The sequence below is a fragment of the Pseudomonas sp. GW823-FHT05G12 genome (assembly GCF_058795575.1).
Map to the genome: position 1 here is coordinate 4,325,240 of NZ_CM179501.1, position 19,331 is coordinate 4,344,570.

The 19,331-nt window shown below is 63.3% G+C and carries 15 protein-coding genes; 13 read left to right on the forward strand and 2 right to left on the reverse strand.

All coding sequences use genetic code 11. The features are described from left to right. Positions 1–222 precede the first annotated feature (222 nt). Positions 223–1,128 (reverse strand): LysR family transcriptional regulator, encoded by a 906-nt coding sequence (locus AC3RCM_RS19725; protein WP_014859534.1) that lies wholly within the window; start codon positions 1,126–1,128, stop codon positions 223–225. Between the two features lie 297 nt (positions 1,129–1,425). Between AC3RCM_RS19725 and AC3RCM_RS19730 the strand changes: the two genes are divergently transcribed. The 3 genes from AC3RCM_RS19730 to AC3RCM_RS19740 are packed head-to-tail and all read left to right on the forward strand — an operon-like array spanning position 1,426 to position 3,392. Then, positions 1,426–2,190, forward strand: a complete 765-nt coding sequence (locus AC3RCM_RS19730) for an SDR family NAD(P)-dependent oxidoreductase (RefSeq protein WP_014859533.1) — start codon at positions 1,426–1,428, stop codon at positions 2,188–2,190. A gap of 31 nt (positions 2,191–2,221) precedes the next feature. Beyond that, positions 2,222–2,509 carry a putative quinol monooxygenase gene (locus tag AC3RCM_RS19735; protein WP_012053254.1) on the forward strand — a complete coding sequence of 96 codons (288 nt, stop codon included), beginning with the start codon at positions 2,222–2,224 and terminating at the stop codon, positions 2,507–2,509. A gap of 43 nt (positions 2,510–2,552) precedes the next feature. After that, positions 2,553–3,392: an oxidoreductase gene (locus tag AC3RCM_RS19740; RefSeq protein WP_104887251.1), complete on the forward strand. Its 840-nt coding sequence runs from the start codon at positions 2,553–2,555 to the stop codon at positions 3,390–3,392. Positions 3,393–3,520: 128 nt separating this feature from the next. On the opposite strand, the gene AC3RCM_RS19745 is transcribed toward AC3RCM_RS19740, so the two are convergent. Continuing rightward, entirely contained in the window at positions 3,521–3,865 is a 345-nt protein-coding gene (locus AC3RCM_RS19745; RefSeq protein ID WP_104887250.1) for a hypothetical protein, read from the reverse strand. Between the two features lie 197 nt (positions 3,866–4,062). Between AC3RCM_RS19745 and AC3RCM_RS19750 the strand changes: the two genes are divergently transcribed. From AC3RCM_RS19750 to AC3RCM_RS19795, 10 genes are all read left to right on the forward strand, one after another. Further along, the gene (locus AC3RCM_RS19750) at positions 4,063–4,767 is read left to right on the forward strand and encodes a fimbrial biogenesis chaperone (RefSeq protein ID WP_392490579.1); all 705 of its coding nucleotides are present in this window, start codon (positions 4,063–4,065) and stop codon (positions 4,765–4,767) included. A gap of 25 nt (positions 4,768–4,792) precedes the next feature. Further along, positions 4,793–5,782, forward strand: a complete 990-nt coding sequence (locus AC3RCM_RS19755; protein WP_492629091.1) for a fimbrial protein — start codon at positions 4,793–4,795, stop codon at positions 5,780–5,782. Between the two features lie 70 nt (positions 5,783–5,852). Continuing rightward, complete coding sequence (locus AC3RCM_RS19760) at positions 5,853–8,660, forward strand: ATP-binding protein (RefSeq protein ID WP_409322395.1); 2,808 nt, start codon at positions 5,853–5,855, stop codon at positions 8,658–8,660. Beyond that, entirely contained in the window at positions 8,657–9,850 is a 1,194-nt protein-coding gene (gene pvrR / locus AC3RCM_RS19765) for a response regulator cyclic di-GMP phosphodiesterase PvrR (protein WP_409320331.1), read from the forward strand. The genes AC3RCM_RS19760 and pvrR overlap by 4 nt, the downstream gene beginning before the upstream one ends. Positions 9,851–9,934: 84 nt before the next feature. Continuing rightward, the gene (locus AC3RCM_RS19770; RefSeq protein WP_198748075.1) at positions 9,935–13,147 is read left to right on the forward strand and encodes a hybrid sensor histidine kinase/response regulator; all 3,213 of its coding nucleotides are present in this window, start codon (positions 9,935–9,937) and stop codon (positions 13,145–13,147) included. A 69-nt stretch (positions 13,148–13,216) separates the two neighbouring features. Further along, positions 13,217–13,864, forward strand: coding sequence for a response regulator (locus AC3RCM_RS19775; protein ID WP_012053262.1), 648 nt, complete (start codon positions 13,217–13,219; stop codon positions 13,862–13,864). A 117-nt stretch (positions 13,865–13,981) separates the two neighbouring features. After that, positions 13,982–14,581, forward strand: a complete 600-nt coding sequence (locus AC3RCM_RS19780; RefSeq protein WP_012053263.1) for a fimbrial protein — start codon at positions 13,982–13,984, stop codon at positions 14,579–14,581. 72 nt (positions 14,582–14,653) lie between these two features. After that, entirely contained in the window at positions 14,654–15,400 is a 747-nt protein-coding gene (locus AC3RCM_RS19785) for a fimbrial biogenesis chaperone (RefSeq protein ID WP_104887245.1), read from the forward strand. An 83-nt stretch (positions 15,401–15,483) separates the two neighbouring features. Next, positions 15,484–18,039: a fimbria/pilus outer membrane usher protein gene (locus tag AC3RCM_RS19790; RefSeq protein ID WP_457252182.1), complete on the forward strand. Its 2,556-nt coding sequence runs from the start codon at positions 15,484–15,486 to the stop codon at positions 18,037–18,039. A gap of 172 nt (positions 18,040–18,211) precedes the next feature. Next, positions 18,212–19,330: a nitrilase-related carbon-nitrogen hydrolase gene (locus tag AC3RCM_RS19795; RefSeq protein WP_064491308.1), complete on the forward strand. Its 1,119-nt coding sequence runs from the start codon at positions 18,212–18,214 to the stop codon at positions 19,328–19,330. The last annotated feature ends 1 nt before the right edge of the window (position 19,331 follow it).

The window sequence follows — 19,331 nt, forward strand, 5'->3', positions numbered from 1 at the left end:
AGCCAGGGGCTCAGCGAAGCGGCAACCGTGCAGCGGCGTTGCGTAAGCGCGAGCGACACCTTAACTGGCCAACGCAGGAAACGGCGCATTCAGTGCAACGGCAGCCCGGACCGGGTCGAAGTACTCACGGATAAAGGCAAGCTTGCCGTCCTTGACACGCACGAAGAGCACATACTCCTGTTCATAGATGCGCCGGGCGTCAGGTTCGACTTTTTCGAATGGTCAGGAGGATCGGGCCTGAGCCTTAAACCGTTCGATCAGCCATTTCGAGGCCGGGCCGGGAGGCGTGTCGGTGCGGTAAATAACATCGAACGCGTAATCGCCGCCAAAGCAGTCGGGCAGTTCGACTTGCACGAGGCGTCCGGTGGCCAGGTCATCGCGAACCATGTCTATCGGCATGTTGCCCCAGCCGATGCCTTCGCGAAGCAGCATGTGCTTGGCGCCCAAATCCGCCAGGCGCCACGTGCGTGTGCCGACCACCGCGAATTCCTGATCTTCAGTGAGCCGTGAGCGATCTGTCAGGACCAGTTGGACATGTGCGCGACCTGAGCCCGGCGGGTGTGGGCCCGGTTGCGCCAACGGATGGTCAGGCGCGGCCACCGGAACCAGCGCCACCTTACCTACGCCGATACGTTCAATGCCATCAATGCTTGTGGACAGAGGGCCACTCACACCCAACGTGGCGCCACGGTCGAGCACCCGTTGGGTCACTGCGCCAAGCGCCTCTATATGCAGGTGTAGGGATACGGTTGGAAACGTTACTCGGAAGGCTTTCAGCGCATCGACCATACGCTCGCGAGGCAACATTACGTCAAGCACGAGATGCACTTCGGCTTCAAGGCCATGCAGCAAACCGCGAACCTTGGCGCGCAGCCCGTCAATGCTGCTGTAGATGGTGCGCGCCTCGGCCAGCACTGTCCGGCCGGCGTCGGTCAATTGCGGCTTACGGGTGGTTTTGCGATCAAAAAGGCTGACGCCCAGCTGCAGTTCCAGGTTGGCAATGGAGTAGCTCACCACTGAAGTGGCGCGATGCAACTTGCGCGCTGCTCCAGCAAAACTGCCGACATCGACTACTGCAAGAAATACCCGCAGTTGATCGAGCGTTGGGGTACCCGGGTCTGAAATCATTGCTCTTCTCTCGAACGTTCCGACTCATATTATCTGAGGTTTGCAGGTAAGCCAGCGGGTCAAAGCCCCGATGAGCCAGGTGCCCCTGTGTTTACTCCGCTCCTCGATGGCGGGGTTGGCTGGCGATTCAAAGCATGATTCGCGCTTACGGACCGAGGGACTGCATATCGGCGCAAAATCCCGACAGCCTCGGCAAGCTTACGAAAGCCTCTCTCTGCGCGTTGCGCGACAGTAAAGCCGTCCCTTACAGGCTAGAGCCGGCGAATGTCTCCTCGGCTCACAACGCAGGAGAGCATCATGACTACTATCACGCCCAACATTCCCCATGAAGTCGAAGGCAAAGTCGCGCTGGTCACCGGCGCCGCCAGTGGCATCGGCAAGGCAATTGCGCTTTTGCTGCATGCACGTGGCGCCAAGGTCGTTGCCGAAGATATCGACCCTGCCGTAGAAGACCTCGCACGTCCAGGGCTGGTCCCACTGGTGGCGGACATCAGCGAAGATGGCGCTGCAGAACGTGCCGTCGGCCTTGCCGTCGAGCGGTTCGGCCGGCTGGACATCCTGGTGAATAACGCCGGGATCATCATCAACAAACTGGTCATCGACATGACCCGCGAAGACTGGGAGCGCATCCAGGCGGTTAATACCACCGCGGCCTTTCTGCATTGCCGCGAGGCAGTCAAGGCAATGATGCCTAACAAGTCCGGCGCAATCGTCAATATCGCCTCCTATGCCGCCTACTTCGCCTTTCCAACCATCGCGGCCTACACCGCCTCCAAGGGTGCGCTGGCACAGCTGACCCGTACGCTGGCACTCGAAGCCATCGAGTACGGTATCCGCGTCAATGCCATCGGCGTCGGCGACGTGGTCACCAACATCCTCAATGACGTGGTCGAAGACGGTCCTGGCTTTCTTGCCAAGCACGGCGAAGCGGCCCCCATCGGCCGTGCCGCACAGCCGGAAGAAATTGCCGAGCTCGTCGCGTTTCTCGCGTCCGAACGGGCCAGCTTCATGGTCGGTTCGGTTGTCATGGCCGACGGCGGCATGACCGTGACCGCCGGTTGATCGGTCTATCACCCATAAAGGAGCCCATAGCATGCTCACAAAGCTCGCGTTCTTCACCGCACGCCCCGGGCAAAGCGGTGCCCTCGGCCAGCGCCTGTTGGCGCTGGTCGGCCCCACACGGCAGGAGCCTGGCTGCGTCCGTTACGACATCTACCAATCGGGCGACTCGGTCGAGGGTTGGCTCGTTTACGAGGACTGGCACTCGTCCGAGGCCTTTGACGGACATCTGCAGACACCTTATGTGCAGGCCTTCATGACCGAACTCGACACGTTCTGCAGCGAGGTCCCCAAGGTCCATACGTTCGAGCGGCGCGCCTAGACGATCAAGCACTGAACCCGACCACTTGCAGGAGGACCCTCCCATGAGTACACAGAACACCTGGCTGGTAACCGGCTGTTCCACCGGTTTTGGCCGCCACATTGCAGCCCATTTGCTCAAGCAAGGCGAGCGCGTGGTTGTCACCGCACGCAAGACCGAACAGGTGCAGGATCTCGCCAGCCTCGGCCAATCGCTGGTACTGCCACTGGATGTAACCGATGCCGAACAGGCCAAGGCCGTGGTGGCTGAAGCTGAACGCGTATTCGGCAGGGTGGATGTACTGGTCAACAACGCCGGTATCGGTTACTTCGCCGCTGTCGAGGAAACAGACCCGCAGGCGGCGCGCCGCCTGTTCGACGTTAACTTCTTCGGCACCTCCCATATGATCCAGGCAGTGCTGCCCGGCATGCGCCAGCGGCGTCAGGGCATGATCGTGAACCTGACCTCCATAGGTGGGCTCGCGGGCTTCCCCGCAGTAGGCTACTACTGCGCGAGCAAGTTCGCTGTCGAGGGGTTATCGGAAACCTTGCGTGCTGAGCTTGAGCCCCTGGGGATCGGTGTCATGACGGTCGAGCCCAGCGCATTTCGCACCGAATGGGCAGGCTCATCGGGTGAAGTGCCGGAACCGATAGCGGATTACGAGGTTACCGCAGGTAAGGCGCGCCGTGCCTACCACGCTTCGGTCGGCAAGCAGGAGGGGGACCCGGCCCGTGCAGCTGCGGCGATTCATACTGCGGTTACTTCGCCTCAGCCACCACACCGCCTGCTGCTGGGCAACAGAGCATTCGATGTGGCGATGGCCAAGCTGTCCGCCATGCGTACGGAGTTCAGCCTCTGGGAAGCCACCGCTCGCGGCGTCGATTTTCCAGCGTCCCAGGTTTGAGAACCAGCGGCTCGCTTCCCGAGCCGCCATCCAAACGAACTGGCGGATTGCCTGTACGGCAATTCATGTTGTGTTGAGCGCTGAAGCTGAAGATGTTCTCCAAAGCGCGAGCGAGCGGCTGCCCGCCCTCAAGGTGAGGTCAGGATCACCACGTAATGGCCTTGGGTCAGCGGCTCGCCGCGCCCGTCGACCAGCCTGTAGGCCTGGTCGACCGTGGCCCCCTGATCGACGCGTACCGCCTGCACCGGCAGTGCCTGGCCGTCCACGCCCTCAATGCCGATGAGGCTGTCACGCGCCAGCGCCGGACAGTCATCCATGCGCCAACCGGCACTGCCCACGGTAGTCGTGCAGGACGGCTCGACGATGCTGCCAGTGAACTGCAGCATGCCCGAGGCGACGACGGCGCCTGCCTGGGCCTGACCGACCAGGGCCAGACTCATTGCAACACTCAATGCGAATCGCTTGCCGCTCATGGTTTCCACTCCCCGATACCCACGTTTGAGCCTATCGGATGAGCAGGGACCGGGCCGTCTGCGCGCGTGAGGCAGTTCACAAAGCAGGCATTTAAACCACGCGGCAATTTAAGAAACGTCTCAAAGCCGGGGGCGGCCCAGCTGTCTAGGATGCCCAGGCCCTTCCCAGTCACCCTCACCGGAGCCCTGCCCTGACCATGTCGCGCTTGCTTCATACCCTCTCGCGCCCAGCCATGGCGGCGCTGGTCCTGATGGGCCTGGCGTCCGGTGCCTGGGGCCAGCTCAAAGTCGAGGGCACACGCCTCATTTACCCAGGCTCGAACAAGGAAGCAAGCATCAGCGTGGTCAATCGCAGCGACCTCGACACCGTCATGCAAAGCTGGGTCAGCAGTACCGACGAAAGCGCCGATGCGCCCTTCGCCATCGTCCAACCGTTGGCATTGATACCGCCCAACGGCCGGCACATGCTGCGAGTGCTGTACGCCGGCAAGGGCCTGCCCGAGGACAGGGAGTCACTGTTCTGGCTGAACATCCTCGAGATCCCGCGCAAACCCGAACAGGCCAATACCCTGCAATTCGCCGTTCGCCAGCGCCTGAAGCTGTTCTACCGCCCTGCCGGCCTGCCAGGCTCGGCCAGCGAGGCGGTCGAGGGCCTGGCATGGCGCGCACGTCAGCCTGGCCTGATCGAAGTCAGCAACCCGAGTGCCTTTCATGTTTCGCTGGTCAACCTCCAGCTCGACAGCCCCGGGCAGTCGCGCCAGCTTGCGGACTACGTCCTCCTGCGCCCGGGGGCATCGCTGACCCTCGAGGCGCCCTCGCCCCTGCCCGCGCAAAGTCGCGTGGCGTTCAGCGAACTCACCGATATCGGCCTGCAGAAGCGCCACCACATCGCGCTGCCGTGAACACACCGCCACAGGATACCCACTCATGAACCTGATCCGGAAACACTTGCTTGGCCTGCTTTTCGTCGCCGCCAGCTGCCCCGCCACCAGCTACGCGCTGTCCTGCAAGCTGGACCCGTCCATGGCGACGGTATTCAAGGAGGCACTGGGCACTGCACTGGCGGTACCGGCCGACGCGCCTGACGGCACGATCATCTGGGAGTCGGCACCACACTCGCTTCCGGTCATCTGCGCCGACGACTATGAAACCGGCATCAAGGAAGATGTCTATTTCTATGTCAACCCGGCCAAAGCCAGTATAGGCAAGGGCATACGGGTCGGGATTCGCTACGGCTCGCAGAAAATCACTCAGACTTCGGGCGCCGTCACCACTGGCTACAACTCGTTTCATGGTTGCGACTGGGCGAACTGTACAGGCTGGTACAAGGCCCGCTTCACCCTGAATTTTACGGTGTTCATCGAAAAGTACGGCGCAACGCCAAGCAACGGACAAGCCAGCACGCTCAGCGAATACCGGGTATTCCAGCTGGACGGCGGGTACATGCTCAACCCCAAACCCGACAGCAACCTCAACTATGTCGTCACCGGCATGAACAACATCCGCTTCGTGCCTTGCTCTCCCGAGTTGACCATCTTGCCTTCGGTGGTCAATTTCCGCCGGGCCCTGGCCAGCTCGGCACAGGTCGGCCAGGTCGCCAGCTCGGCCAGTTTCAGCCTCGACCTGACCAGATCCTGCGACACGCCCTACACCGTCAGCGCCCGCTTCACCCCGGTCGCTGGCAGCGCCAGCGTCATCGACAAGCTGCTGGTGCCCGCCAACAACACCTCCGTCGGCATTGCCCTGACCCAGCAGGACAGCAACCAGCCGGTGCCTTTCGCCACCTGGTTCAAGCTGGCCGACCTGGCTGCGCCGGGCGTGATCCACAACCCGTTCCGCGCCGACCTGATCTGGCGCTCGGCGCCCATTTCCGGTCCGTTCGAAGCCACGGCGCTGGTCGACCTGTACTACCAGTAAAACCTTCGGCCAGGCGGCCTTTAAGGATCGTCTGATGTCCAGTTGCCAGCGGCCTGCCTAGATTTGCGGGATGCGACTCAAAGCCTACCTGCAACAGATCAACCCCCTGCTCTCCAACCCCGAGGCAGCACGCCGCCTGCTTCGGTTGCTGGCGATCGTGCTATCGGCCGGCATTCTCGGCGCGGCCTACAATTTCCTGTCCTTTACCTTCAACACCGATATCGCTCGGCGCCATGGTGCCATGAGCAGCGCGATCGCCGAGGCCCATACCTTCTTCACCAACCGCGAGGCGCTGCTGGAGAGCCTGAGCCTGGCAGCCGTGCGTCAAACGGCGCCGGGTGTCGACTGGCTGCCCCTGGCACCGGGCGAGGAAGTGCACCTGCAACTGGGCAGCCAGCCGGGCAAACGCTGGAGCCTGTGGCTGACCCAGCGCATGTGTGCCTACCTAGAGGCCCGGCGGGTCAACCTGCTGTATGTCGACACAGCGGCTCAGGCCCCCATGCGCTGGTTGTACAACGCTGACGCCCAGGCCTCGCTGCCTTCGCCCGCCCTGCTGGAGCAGTTGCGCGCTGCGGAACTGCGGGCCACGGCCCCTCGGGAACTGTGGCTGGCCGACCAGGGCGCCCAAGGTTCGCGCCTGTTCATCTTCCTGCGCCTGGACGCACGCGACCCGGACTCTGGCTGGCTAGGCCTGGAAATCGACAGCCAGGCAGTGTCGCCGTCGCTCGAGGATGCCAGCGCGGGTAAATTCATGATGTTCAATGCCGACGGCATGCTGGTGTTCACCAACACCCCAGGCCCGACGCTGGACCGTTCGCTGCGCCATCCCGTGGGTAACAACTTCTTCGGCTTCGCCGGCCAGGGGCTACTGCCGGAGTACCTGGTCATCAGCAAGCCGTTGATGTCCTCGGACTGGCAACTGGTTTACGCGATCGACCTGTCCGCGATCCTTGCCGGTCTGTGGCAGCAACTGCTCGGTGCCCTGCTGTTCTGCGTGCTCAGCATCACCTTGATACGGGTGTTGATCCAGCGGTTCGACCAGCGCTTGTTCACCCCTACGGTCGAACGCATCCGTGCACTGGTGGAAAGCGAGATATTCAGCCGTGACGTCATCGAAACCGCCCCCGTCGCCCTGTGCGTGTTGCGCCGTAGCGATGGCCAGGTGGTGCTGGAGAACCACCTGGCCCAGCAGTGGCTGGGCCAGGACCCGGCACGCGGCGCGCGCAGCGCGCAATGGATCGAGCAGGCTTTCGAGCGACCCGAAGGCCAGTGCAGCGACTATTTCGAGAGTGCCGAAGGGCGCCACCTGTACCTGAGCTGCTCGCCAACCCGCTACAAGGGCGAGCCGGTGCTGCTTTGCGCGTTCAGCGACATCAGCGCACGCAAGCAGATCGAGGCCGCGCTGGACGACGCCCGGCGCGCGGCCGACACCGCCAACGAAGCAAAAACCCAGTTCCTGGCGACCATGAGCCACGAAATCCGCACACCGCTGTACGGCGTGTTGGGGACCCTGGAGCTGCTGTCGCGCACCGTGCTCGACGCCCAGCAGCGCGATTACCTGCGGGCAATCGAAGGGTCCTCGTCAACCTTGCTGCAGTTGATCTGCGACGTGCTGGACGTGTCCAAGATCGAGGCCGGTCAGCTGGCCCTCGAACTCAGCGAGTTCAGTGCCCCGGACCTGGTCCGCGAGGTGGTCCAGGGCTACAGCGCGGCAGCCAGGAGCAAGGGGCTGCAGCTCTACAGCTGCCTGGACCCACGCCTGCCGGAACACCTGATCGGCGACGTCAACCGGATCCGCCAGATCCTCAACAACCTGCTGAGCAATGCGGTCAAGTTCACCGATTGCGGCCGCGTGGTGCTGCGGGCCAGGCTGCTCAACCGCGACGGCGAACGCTCCTGCCTGTTGTGGCAGGTCTCGGACACGGGCAAGGGCATCGCCGAACAAGACCAGCCGTTCATCTTCGAGCCTTTCTACCAGACCGAAGGTTATAGCCAAGTCATCCCCGGCACCGGGCTCGGCCTGCCGATCTGCCAGCGCCTGACGCAATTGATGAACGGCCAGTTGCGCCTGGTCAGCGAGCTGGGCCTGGGCAGCAGCTTCAGCCTGACCCTACCCCTGGAAGTGGCGTCAGGCCGCACCAGCGCCCCGTTCAACCTGCTGGGCGAACGCATTCACGTGGTATCGCCAGTACACGAACTGGCTGAAGCCATCTGTGGTTGGCTCTGCCGCTGGGGTGCGCGCGCGCAGGTCGGCGCGCCGGCGCCAGGCAGCGCCCTGCCCGGCGAACTGCTGGTTGAGTTGCATCCCGGCAATGTAGAACGCTGGCTGGTCGCCGAGTGGCCCGGCCCGCGAATCCTGGCCAGCGCCCAGGACTGCTGGGAGGCGCGGCACGAGGCCGGTCACTGGCAGGTCAACCTCAACGACCTGGATGCCCTGCACCATGCTGTCGGTCAGGCCCAGGGCCTGCGCCGTCCCAGGGACCCCGCCGCGCCGGCCCCCTTGGTCGAGCCGCTCGGGCTGCACGTGCTGGTTGCCGAGGACAATGTCATCAACCAGTTGATCCTGCGCGACCAGCTCGAGGAGCTCGGCTGCAGCGTAACCTTGGTCAGCGATGGCGAGCAGGCCCTGCAAACCTGGCAGCGCGAACATTTCGACCTGCTGCTGACCGACGTCAACATGCCCGGCATGAACGGCTACGAACTGACCCGGGCCCTGCGCCAGCTGGGCTGCTCCCGCCCCATCGTCGGCGCCACTGCCAATGCCCTACGCGGCGAGGAGGAACTGTGTCTGGCCGCCGGCATGGATCGCTGCCTGATCAAGCCCTTCAACCTGCAAGTCCTGTTCAACTGCCTGGCCCCGTATCGAGGTAGCCCTTGAAGACCTTTAACATCCTGATCGTCGAAGACCATCCCTTCCAGCATATGTACCTACAACACTTGTTCAGCGAGCTTGGCAGCTTCAACCTGGAAGCGGCCCGGGATGGCCAGGAAGCGCTGGAGCGCCTGCGCCAGCGTGACTTCGACCTGGTGCTGACCGACCTGCTGATGCCCGGCATGGACGGTGTGCAGTTCATCCAGCACCTTGCCGGCCTGCGCCACAAGCCAGGCCTGGCGATCATGAGCGTGGCCTCGCGGCGCATGCTCATGGCGGCGAGCCTGGTGGCCAAGAACCTCGGCGTGGACGTGCTCGGGCTGATCTCCAAGCCGGTCGAACCCGCCGCGCTGCGTAGCCTGATCGACCAATTGCGGTTGCACCATCAGGCACCGGCCCAGGCGGTACCGGCCACGCCCGAGTTCGATCGCCAGACCTTGGTCGATGCCTTGAACAACCGAGCTTTTCAGGCCTGGTTCCAACCCAAGAAGTCCTTGCACAATGGTCGCATCGTCGCGGCAGAGGCCTTGGTGCGCTGGATGCACCCGGAGCAAGGGGTGTTGCTGCCAGGCACCTTCCTGCCAACGATCAATGCCTTTGGCCTGGAGGAAAGGCTGCTGTGGGTGATGCTCAAGCAAGCCATGGATGCCCAGGCGCGCTGGCGCGAACGGGGCTATGACATCCCGGTTTCGATCAACCTGCCGACCCACCTGCTGAACAGCCATGACCTGGCCGACCGGCTGCTGGAATTCGTCCTGCACCACCAAGGCGTGCCCGGCAAGCTGTGCTTCGAGCTGATGGAATGCTCCATTCCCGAAGAGCTGAGCAACTTCTATGCAGGCGCCTGCCGCTTGCGCATGAAAGGTTTCGGCCTGTCCCAGGACGACTTCGGCAAAGGCTACAGCTCGTACATGAGCCTGGTCTCGACGCCCTTCACCGAACTGAAGATAGACCGGGCGCTGGTGCAGCGTTGCGATGAAAGCGAGAGCCTGGCCTCGGCCTTGGCCAGCATCGTTGCCCTGGGTCGCAAGCTCGGGCTCACCGTGGTCGCCGAAGGGGTCGAGACGCCTCAGGAGCTCGAAATGCTGCGCAAGGTCGACTGCAACCAGGTGCAGGGCTTTTTGATCTCCCATGCCGTGTCGGCGGAACAGTTCCAGCGCCTGCTGCACAACGACGGTCCCCCGTCAGCCTACTGACCGGCTGTAACTCTCAGCGCCGGCCGGGCATCAAAGGTAATATTCGTTGGGTATCGATGCCCCCACGCCCTTGCGGACCCTTGCATGAAACAGTACAACGCCCTGCTGGAAAACCTGGCCCGCAGCTCTCTGCGCCTGAACAAAGGCATGACCGTCCTGCTGGGCCTGGCGCTGCTGCTGGCCGGCTTCAGTCTCTGGTCGCTCGAGCGCCTGATCGACGAACACAGCGACACGGTCAGCATCCACTTCGCCCGGCTGATGGAGAATGTACAGGAGCAGGAAACCTTCCTTGAGGCCCTCGTGCAACGCAGCGCCAAGGGGGAGTTGCTCGACTATCCACGTGCGCTCGAGCCGGCGCTGGCACCCATGCCCGAGGAAGGGCCGGACATCTACAAGGGCCAGATCTTTCCATTTTCCATGCCGTTCAGCCTCAAATTCGACCCACGCAACCTGGCTGACCGCGAAGTATCGGACATCTTCACCCTGGGGGCGAACCTGGCCAGCTTCTACAGCATGTTCTGGTCGGCCTCTCCGTACCGTTCGCCACAGGTGTTCCTGTTCTCGCCGGATGCCCGTTACGACATCACGGTTCCCGCCGCAGGACGCGGGCGGGGCAAGCTGGAGAATGAACCGTTCATCGATGTGATCAGGCAGGTCATTGTGCGCCAGCCTCAGGACAAGGACTGGGGCCCAGGCAGCAGGATCGTCTGGCGCAGCTATGTCGAGCAGCCGGACCAGGCCTCCCCGCCACGCGTGCTGGCCTACGCCAACGTCCCCCTGCGCTCGGGCAAGGCAGAGGGCCAAGCCACGCAAGTTGCATCGCTGGTGGACCTGGCCCAGATCGATGATTTCGAACGCATCATGGACTGGACCGTGTATGACCACTTTAACCTCATCACCCCATCCGGCGAGGTGCTGATCGGCGCGCCCGCGCCCCTGAAGGGGGTGCATGAAGGTCTCAACATCAAGCCCGAAGGCCTGGTGTTCCGACTCCACGAACAGGCCAACGGTGGCTGGAGTGCGATCTACACCGTGACCTACCGGCACTTCTTCCGTTACGCGTTCTGGTCGCTGGCCGGCATCGCCGCCACGTTCCTGGTCCTCATCGGGCTGGGCCGGGTGGTCATCCGTTGGTATCAGCGCCAGGTCATCCTGCCTGCGCGCGCGGCTCACGAGATCATCACCGAGAGCGAGGCCTTCAGCCGGGTGGTCATCGACACCGCCCCGACCGGCCTGTGCGTGGTCCGCAGCGCCGACAACGAGGTGCTGCTGGAGAACCAGCGGGCGCAGCAATGGCAGGGCACCCGCGAGCTGGTCAGCACCCTCGCCTCGGCAGTGGGCAGCACCCGCAGTGGCGAGCACTATCTGCAGGTCGAAGGCCGCCACCTGCAGGTCGGTTTCGTATCCACCCGCTACCACGGCGAAGACGTGCGCCTTTACGCATTCAACGACGTCACCCGCCATGTCGAGGACGCCCAGGCGCTCGACGAAGCCCGGCGCGCCGCCGACGCCGCCAACACCGCCAAGACCCTGTTCCTGGCCACCATGAGCCACGAGATCCGCACCCCACTGTACGGCGTGCTGGGCACCCTCGAGCTGCTCGGCCTGACGCACCTGGATGCACGCCAGCAAGGCTACCTGCACACTATCCAGCGCTCCTCGGCAACCCTGTTCCAGCTGATCAGTGACGTGCTCGACGTGACCAAGATCGAATCCGGGCAGATGGCGCTCGAACCCGTGCCGTTCTGCCCGCTGGACATGCTCGAAGACACCGTGCGCACCTATCGCGCCTTCGCCGAGCGCAAGGGCCTGTTGCTCTATGCCTGCCATGACGCCCGCCTGCCGGCGCAGGTGGTGGGCGATCCGATACGCATCCGCCAGATCCTCAACAACCTGCTGAGCAACGCCATCAAGTTCACGGACACCGGCCGGGTGGTACTGCGCACCCGCGTGCTGGCGCTCGACGACACCCACGTGCGCCTGCAATGGCAGGTTGCCGATAGCGGTATTGGCATTTCCCAGGCGCAGCAGGCCAGGCTCTTCGAGCTGTTCTACCAGGTCGCCGACGCCTCCAGCGAGGGCGGTGCGGGCCTCGGCCTGCCGATCTGCGGCTGGCTGGCCGACATGATGGGTGGCCAGATCAAGGTGGTCAGTGAGCCGGGCCTGGGCAGCAGCTTTTCCCTCAACATCAGCCTGCCACTGGCCCAGGGGGAGCTGAGCGACTGCCCAAGCGTAGTGCCCGACCCGACCCCGGTGTATGTGCGTGCGCCGATACCGGAGCTTGCCCAGCATGGCGTTGACTGGCTGCAGCGTCTGGGTATCGCCGCGACCCTGACGATTCCCCCCCTGGAGAAGGACAACCACCAGGCCCTGCTGGTAGACCTGCTCGACTGCCCGGACGCTGCCACCTGGCATGGCCAGCGGATCTGCGCCAGCAGCGACGGCCCTGCCCCCGGCGCGTTCATCGACGGCTGCTGGCGGGTGGATCTGCATGACGTGCGGGCCATCGCCCAGCTCATCGCGGTCGTGCGCCAGGGCGGGTCGCCCGCTGACCAGAACACCGCGCAACAGCAACGCGCCGCTCTGCGCCTGCATATCCTGGTGGCCGAGGACAATCCGATCAACCAGGCGATCCTGCAGGAGCAACTCGAGGCGCTGGGCTGTACCACGGTGGTCGCGGCCAACGGCGAACAGGCCATGCAACGCTGGCAGCCAGGCCTGTTCGACTTGGTCCTGACCGACGTAAACATGCCGTTGATGAATGGCTACGAACTGGCCAGGACCCTGCGCCAGCACGACGCCCGGTTGCCGATCATCGGCGTCACCGCCAATGCACTGCGAGAAGAAGGCCAGCGCTGCCTCGAGGTGGGCATGAATGCCTGGATGGTAAAACCGTTGAGCCTGCAGGCGTTGCGCAGCCATTTGGTCCGTCTGTGTCGGCCAGCACTGGCCGAAGCGCCCAGCCGTGCGCAAGCGGACAGCCTCAACGCCTCCCCCTCCCCTGCAGCCACCGATACCGTGCAAGTTTCCGACGCCATGCGCGCGCTGTTCATCACCACCCTGCGCGAGGATATGCAGCAGTTGCGCCTGGCCCTTGAGCAAGGCGACCAGCGGCGCCTTGGCGAGCGCCTGCACAGCATCGCCGGCGCCCTGGGCGCGGTACAGGCCAGGTCCCTGGCCGAGCAGTGCTGTGCACTGGAGTCCGCGCTGGCCGAGTCGCCGCTCGACGCGGCCCTGGCCGATAAGCTGGGGGGGGTGCTGGACAGGCTGTCAGCAATACTCGATGCCCTCGCATAGAATCAACTTCAGCGCTGATAGCGCATGGAAACAACCCTCCCATCCGCACCGGCTAACGGGTCGTCTTTTATGGAAAAACTCAAGGTCATCATCGCCGACGATCACCCCATCGTGCTGCTCGGCGTCCGGGAACTGGTCGAACGCGACCCACGCTTTAGCGTGGTCGGCGAAGCCGTCTGTTCGCAAGGGCTGATCGAACTGCTCGAACGCCAACCCGTGGACATGGTCATCTCCGACTACAACATGCCGGCAGACTCACCCTACGGTGACGGCCTGAAACTGATCGACTACCTCAAACGTCACTATCCCGCCGTCCGCATCCTCGTGCTGACGATGATTTCCAACCCGCTGATCCTGACACGGCTGCAGGAACTGGGCGTGGACGGCGTGATCCAGAAGAGCCAGTTGCATGGCGAAATCGAAAAGGCCCTCAATGCCGTCGCCCGCAACAGCACCTACCGGGCGCCGGCACCGGCAAGGCAATCGGTGATCGCCTGTAACACCGCCATCGATCAACGGGTGGAAAACCTGTCACCCAAGGAATTCGAAATACTGCGCCTGTTTGTTGCCGGACAAAGTGTCAGTGAGATCGCCCGCAGCCAACATCGAAGTACCAAGACCATTAGTGCACAGAAAGTTTCCGCGATGCGCAAACTTGAAGTGAACAGCGATCAGGAATTGTTGGCCTATTGCCTGGCGAGTCATATCTTTAATTAACTAGCGAGCGTCATTGTTCCACCATTAAGATTCGTCTGATGGGCCAGAGAAACCACCTGACTTATTGTGAGCGGGCATTAAGTTGCAGCACTTACTCACTCTCATGTGGACATCAATATGAATAAATTCTCCCTGGCCGCCCTGACCCTCTCGCTCCTGACCGCTTCGGCAGGCGCACTGGCCGTCGAGGCCACCGGGCCAGTCAACGGCGGCAGCGGCAAGATTTCCTTCACTGGCGTGATCAACAATGACGCCTGCTCGGTCGATGGCGCCAACGCCGACCGCGTGATCGCCGTAGACATGGGCAGCGTCTCGATCAAGGACATGGGCACCGCCGAAAACCCGACGGCTGGCCGCGTGACCGGCAAGGACTTCAACCTCAACGTCAACTGCAACCTCGGCACCAAGGTGGCGATGATCTTCGATGCCAACAGCGGCGGCTCGGGCCTGGTGACCGGCAAGAAGGTCCTGGCCCTGACCAAAGGCACCGGCACTGCTGCCAACGTTGGCATTGCCCTGCTCGACCCTAATGGCAACCTGATCGACCTGAGCTCGGCCGCCACCGCCAAGATCCAGAGCGATGTACACGGCACTGGCGCCGAGGGCGGCGACGCTACCCTGAGCTTCTCTGCGGCGTACGTGACCACTGGCGCCGCCGGCACTGCCACCGCCGGTCGTGGTGACGCCACCCTGCCATTCATCCTGCAGTACGAGTAATCACTTCGGCGCTGCTCCCTGCGCGAGGCTGAACAGCCTCGCCACTTCTTCGCCCCCGCAAGGTACCCAACCATGTTGCGTCGTTCTCTGTATCCCGTTCTCGGGTTGCTGGGCATGCTCGTCGCCGCCCAGGCAACTGCCAGCATCTCCCTGAGCGCTACGCGCGTCGTGTTCGACGGTGCGCACAAAGAAGCCAATGTCATCGTGCGCAATGGCAACCAGGAAGTCCTGGTGCAGTCCTGGGTGGATGCCGGCGACAGCGCGCAGGCGCCGTTCGCCATTACTCCACCGTTGGCCAGGGTATTGCCCAAGCAGGAACAACTGCTGCGCATTCTCTATGAAGGCCAAGGCCTGCCGACCGATCGCGAGTCGGTGGTCTGGCTCAATGTCCAGGAAATTCCGCAAGCCAGTACCAAGGCCAATACCTTGCAGTTGGCGGTGCGCCAACGTATCAAGATTTTCTTCCGCCCGGCCAACTTGCCCGGCAACGCCCTGCTGGCGCCCGAACAACTGGTCTGGCAATTGACCCGGCGCGCCGGGAAGCCACAACTGACCGTGAACAACCCCAGCCTGTATCACGTGTCGATGGCCGATATCGAACTTAAGAGCGGGAAACAAACCGTGCTCAGCGCCGATTCGACCATGATCGCCCCTGGCGAACAAAAAACATTCACCTCGGTATTTTCCCAGGTAGACGGACCGTTGACGCTGACGTTCAAGAGCATCAACGACTATGGCGCCCAACATGGATATTTCTTGCGTTTGAACACTGCCCAGCCGGGTAGCGCCAAGCCTGCCGAACCCGCCATCACCTTGTGAAATCGTAGCCCCCACCTTGTGCCCTGGTCGCGTGCGGCCTCCCCGTGCCCCGCCCGTGCCGCGATATGAAATAGGTTTCTGGTATGTCTCTGTCCATCGCCCCCCACCCTGTCGAGGGAGCCGATGCAGGCGCGCACGCGTTCAGTGGCGGCACGCTTCGTCCGGCCTGGAAGCTCAACGCCCTGTCATTGGTCATCTGCACCGCACTGCCCGGCCTTGCAACGGCGCAGGACGCCGCCCACCTGCAGGGCTTCAACACCACCTTTCTGCAGGGCGCGCAATCGGCGGTCGACCTGCAACTGCTGCTGTCGGCCAACAGCGTGCTGCCGGGCAACTACCGGGTAGACCTGTACAGCAACGACGTGCTGGTAGGCCGGCGTGACATCGAATTCAACCGCCACCCACAGACTGGGCGGGTGGAACCCTGCCTGACCCTGGAACTGCTCGAGCAACTGGGTATCGACATGGACAAGCTCAAGGCACAGGGGCGCTTGGATACCGCCCTGGCCTGCCACGACCTGGCCGCACTGATCGACCAGGCCAGCCTGAGCTACGACTCGGGTCACCTGCGCCTGTCCGCCAGCATCCCGCAGGTCGCCATGAAACGCGGCCTGCGCGGCTACGTCGACCCGCAACTGTGGGACGCAGGGGTGTCTGCTGCGTTCGTGAACTATCAGTTCAACACCAGCCGCAGCGCCGGCGATGCCGAGACCCGCATCGCCAACAACCTGAGCCTGCGCAACGGCATCAACCTGGGCAGCTGGCGCTTGCGCAACGAGTCGAACTTCAGCAGCGGCACCGGGCAGCCGGACACTTTCAAAAGCAACCGCAGCTATATGCAGCACGACGTGACCGCGCTCAAAGGCCAGTTCAGCGCCGGTGACATTTTCAGCGACACCGACCTGTTCGACAGCGTGCGCTACCGGGGCCTGAAGCTGGCTTCGGACGAAGGCATGCGCGCCGACAGCGAGCGCGGCTACGCACCTGTGGTGCGTGGCGTGGCGCAGACCAGCGCCAGGGTCGAGATTCGCCAGAACAACTACGTGCTCTACACCGCCAACGTGCCGCCCGGCCCGTTCGAGATCAGCGACATCTACCCCAGCGGCTCCAATGGCGACCTGGAAGTCACCATCATCGAGGCCGACGGCCGTCGGCGGGTCACCGTGCAGGCCTTCTCCAGCCTGCCGCTCATGGTCCGTGGCGGTCAGGTCAAGTACAGCCTGTCCGCTGGACGCTACAACAGCAACACGGAGGGCCTGGCCACGCCGCAGATGCTCAGTACGACGCTGGCTTACGGTCTGACCAACAACGTGACCGGCGTCGTTGGCCTGCAAGCCACGCAAGACTATAAGGCAATGGCCGTGGGCAGCGGCCTGAACACACTGCTGGGCGCCTTCTCGCTCGATGTCACCCACTCCTTGAGCAAGGCCCAGGGCCAGACCACCCAGGGCAACAGCTTGCGGGCGCTATACGCCAAGACGTTCACCGGTACCGACACCAACTTTACCCTCGCGGCCTACCGCTATTCCACCGAGGGCTTCCGTACCCTCACCCAGCATGTCGAGGACCTGAGCGCCAACGCGATCAAGCGCAGTGGCAACTCCAAGACCCGCACCGACCTGACCATCAACCAGAGCCTGGGCCGCAACCGCGCGTTCGGCAGCCTGTACCTGACGGCCACCGACCAGCGCTACTGGAACCGCGGCGGTTCGCAGAGCCTGACCGCCGGATACAGCAACAACTGGGGCGAGATCTCCTACAACCTGGACGTCAGCCGCACCAAGGAGCTGGGGAACTCAGGCCCTTCGGGGCAAGATACCCAGCTCAACCTGTCGGTATCGTTCCCACTCGGCAGCCGGGCCCGCGCACCGCGGGCGTTCGTCACCACCAGCACACAGAAAGGCAACGACACCACCCAGGCCGGCATCAACGGCTACCTGTCGGAAACCAGCGACACCTTCTACTCGATCCAGGGCGGCCACAGCCGCACCAGCGGCAGCTCGGCATCGGCCAACCTGAACACCCGCACTTCGGTCGCCGACATCAGCCTGGGCTATAGCCAGGGGCGCGGCTACGACTCGCAGAACCTGAACATTGCCGGCGCCGTGGTCGCCCACCAGGGCGGCATCAACCTCGGCCAGTCGCTCAGCGAGACCTTCGCCCTGGCCGAAGTACCGGGTGTGAAGGGCGCAAAGATCAGCAGCTATAGCGGTGTGGAGACCGGGCGCAATGGCTATGCGGTGATCCCCAACGCCCAGCCCTATCGGGTCAACTGGATCAGTCTGGACACCAGTGACCTTGGGGGCGACATCGAGATCGACAACGCCACCCAGCAACTGGTGCCTCGCCGCGGCGCCGTTGTGCTTGCCCGCTATACCGGCAAGAGCGGGCGTCGGGTGCAGTTCGAGCTGTTCGACGAGCGCGGTCAACTTATACCGTTCGGGGCCTCGGTCGAGGACGCCGCGGGCCAGCAACTGGCAATTTCCGACCCCAGCGGCAAGGCATTGTTACTCCTGGAACAGGACCAGGGCAGCCTGACCATCAAGTGGGGTGAGCGCCAGTGTGCGGCACCTTACAACCTTCCGGAACGGGACAAGGCAGTTAACTATGAACGTCAGCGCCTGGCTTGCCGGCCGTGACACCCGCTCTTGTCTGCAGAGAATGCTCATAAGCGCGCGGTAGCTTTGGTATGATCAAACACGACTCTGCAAGAAGGCAGCGCAACAAGGATTCCGATGCTGATGAATAAGGCCGCACCATGTCCTTGATTTCCTGCATGGCCACTCCATTTTTAGCGAATACCCACGCTTGATGCGAAAACTCCTGGCAAGCGCCCTGGCGCTGGTGATGATCGCCGCCCTCTGCGGCTATGGCTTCTGGACCCAACAGCGCCCGGAAGGCCACTACCTGTCCGACCTGCGCATCGAGCTGGCGCTTAACCATGGCGTGCCGGGCGAGCACGGCAACCTGCTCGGTGTCGAACCACTGCTGTACCCGGGCGACTATCAGAACCTGCAACGCCTGCACCGCAAGCTCGCAGCCTATCTGGAGCAAGCCCGCGCCCAAGGCCTGGTGAACCCACGCACGGTGGTGGTGCTGCCGGAACACATCGGTACCTGGCTGTGGGCGCGCGGAGAGAAGAACGAGCTGTATCAAGTCACCCAGAGCCACGAAGCCCAACAATGGCTGGAACTGAGCAACCCGCTGCGTTATGGCCTCGCGGTTCTTGGCGCTGACGGCGACGACTGGCGCGCCGATGCGCACTTGCGCATGAAGGCCGAGCAGATGGCCGCAGACTACCAGCAGCTGTTCGGCGGCCTGGCCAAGGAATTTGGCGTGACCTTGGTGGCCGGTTCGATCGTGCTGCCCGAACCTTATGTGAAACAAGGCGTACTGCATACCGGCCGTGGCCCGCTGTTCAACAGCAGTGTGGTGTTTGCCGGAGACGGCTCGCTACTGGGGCAGCCCCAGCGCCAGCAATATCCCGACAGTGAAATGCGCCGCTACGTCCACCACGGCCGCCAGCACCCGCTGCAGGTCGTGCAGACCCCGGCCGGGCGCCTCGGGATACTGGTGGGCAGTGACAGCTGGTACCCGGAAAACCACCAGCAACTGACTGAACAAGCCGTACAACTGGTCGCCAACCCGGCGTTTCTCAGTGGCAAGGGCAGCTGGCAAGCACCCTGGCGGGGAAATCGCCATCAGGATGCCAGCGCCGGGCTAGCCTTGCAGCGCGGCGAAGTCAGTGAACAGACGGCTTGGCAACGCCTGACCGAAGTGGCCGGAACCGACATCAGCAGCATGAGCGTATTCATGCGCGGGCAGTTCTGGGAACAGGGCAGCGATGGCCAGGGCTTTGCCCGCCAGTCGGGCGCGTTGCTCGCCGGCCCCCCCAGCCCAGGCGCCCGCCTGTTGAATGTGTGGTTGTAAG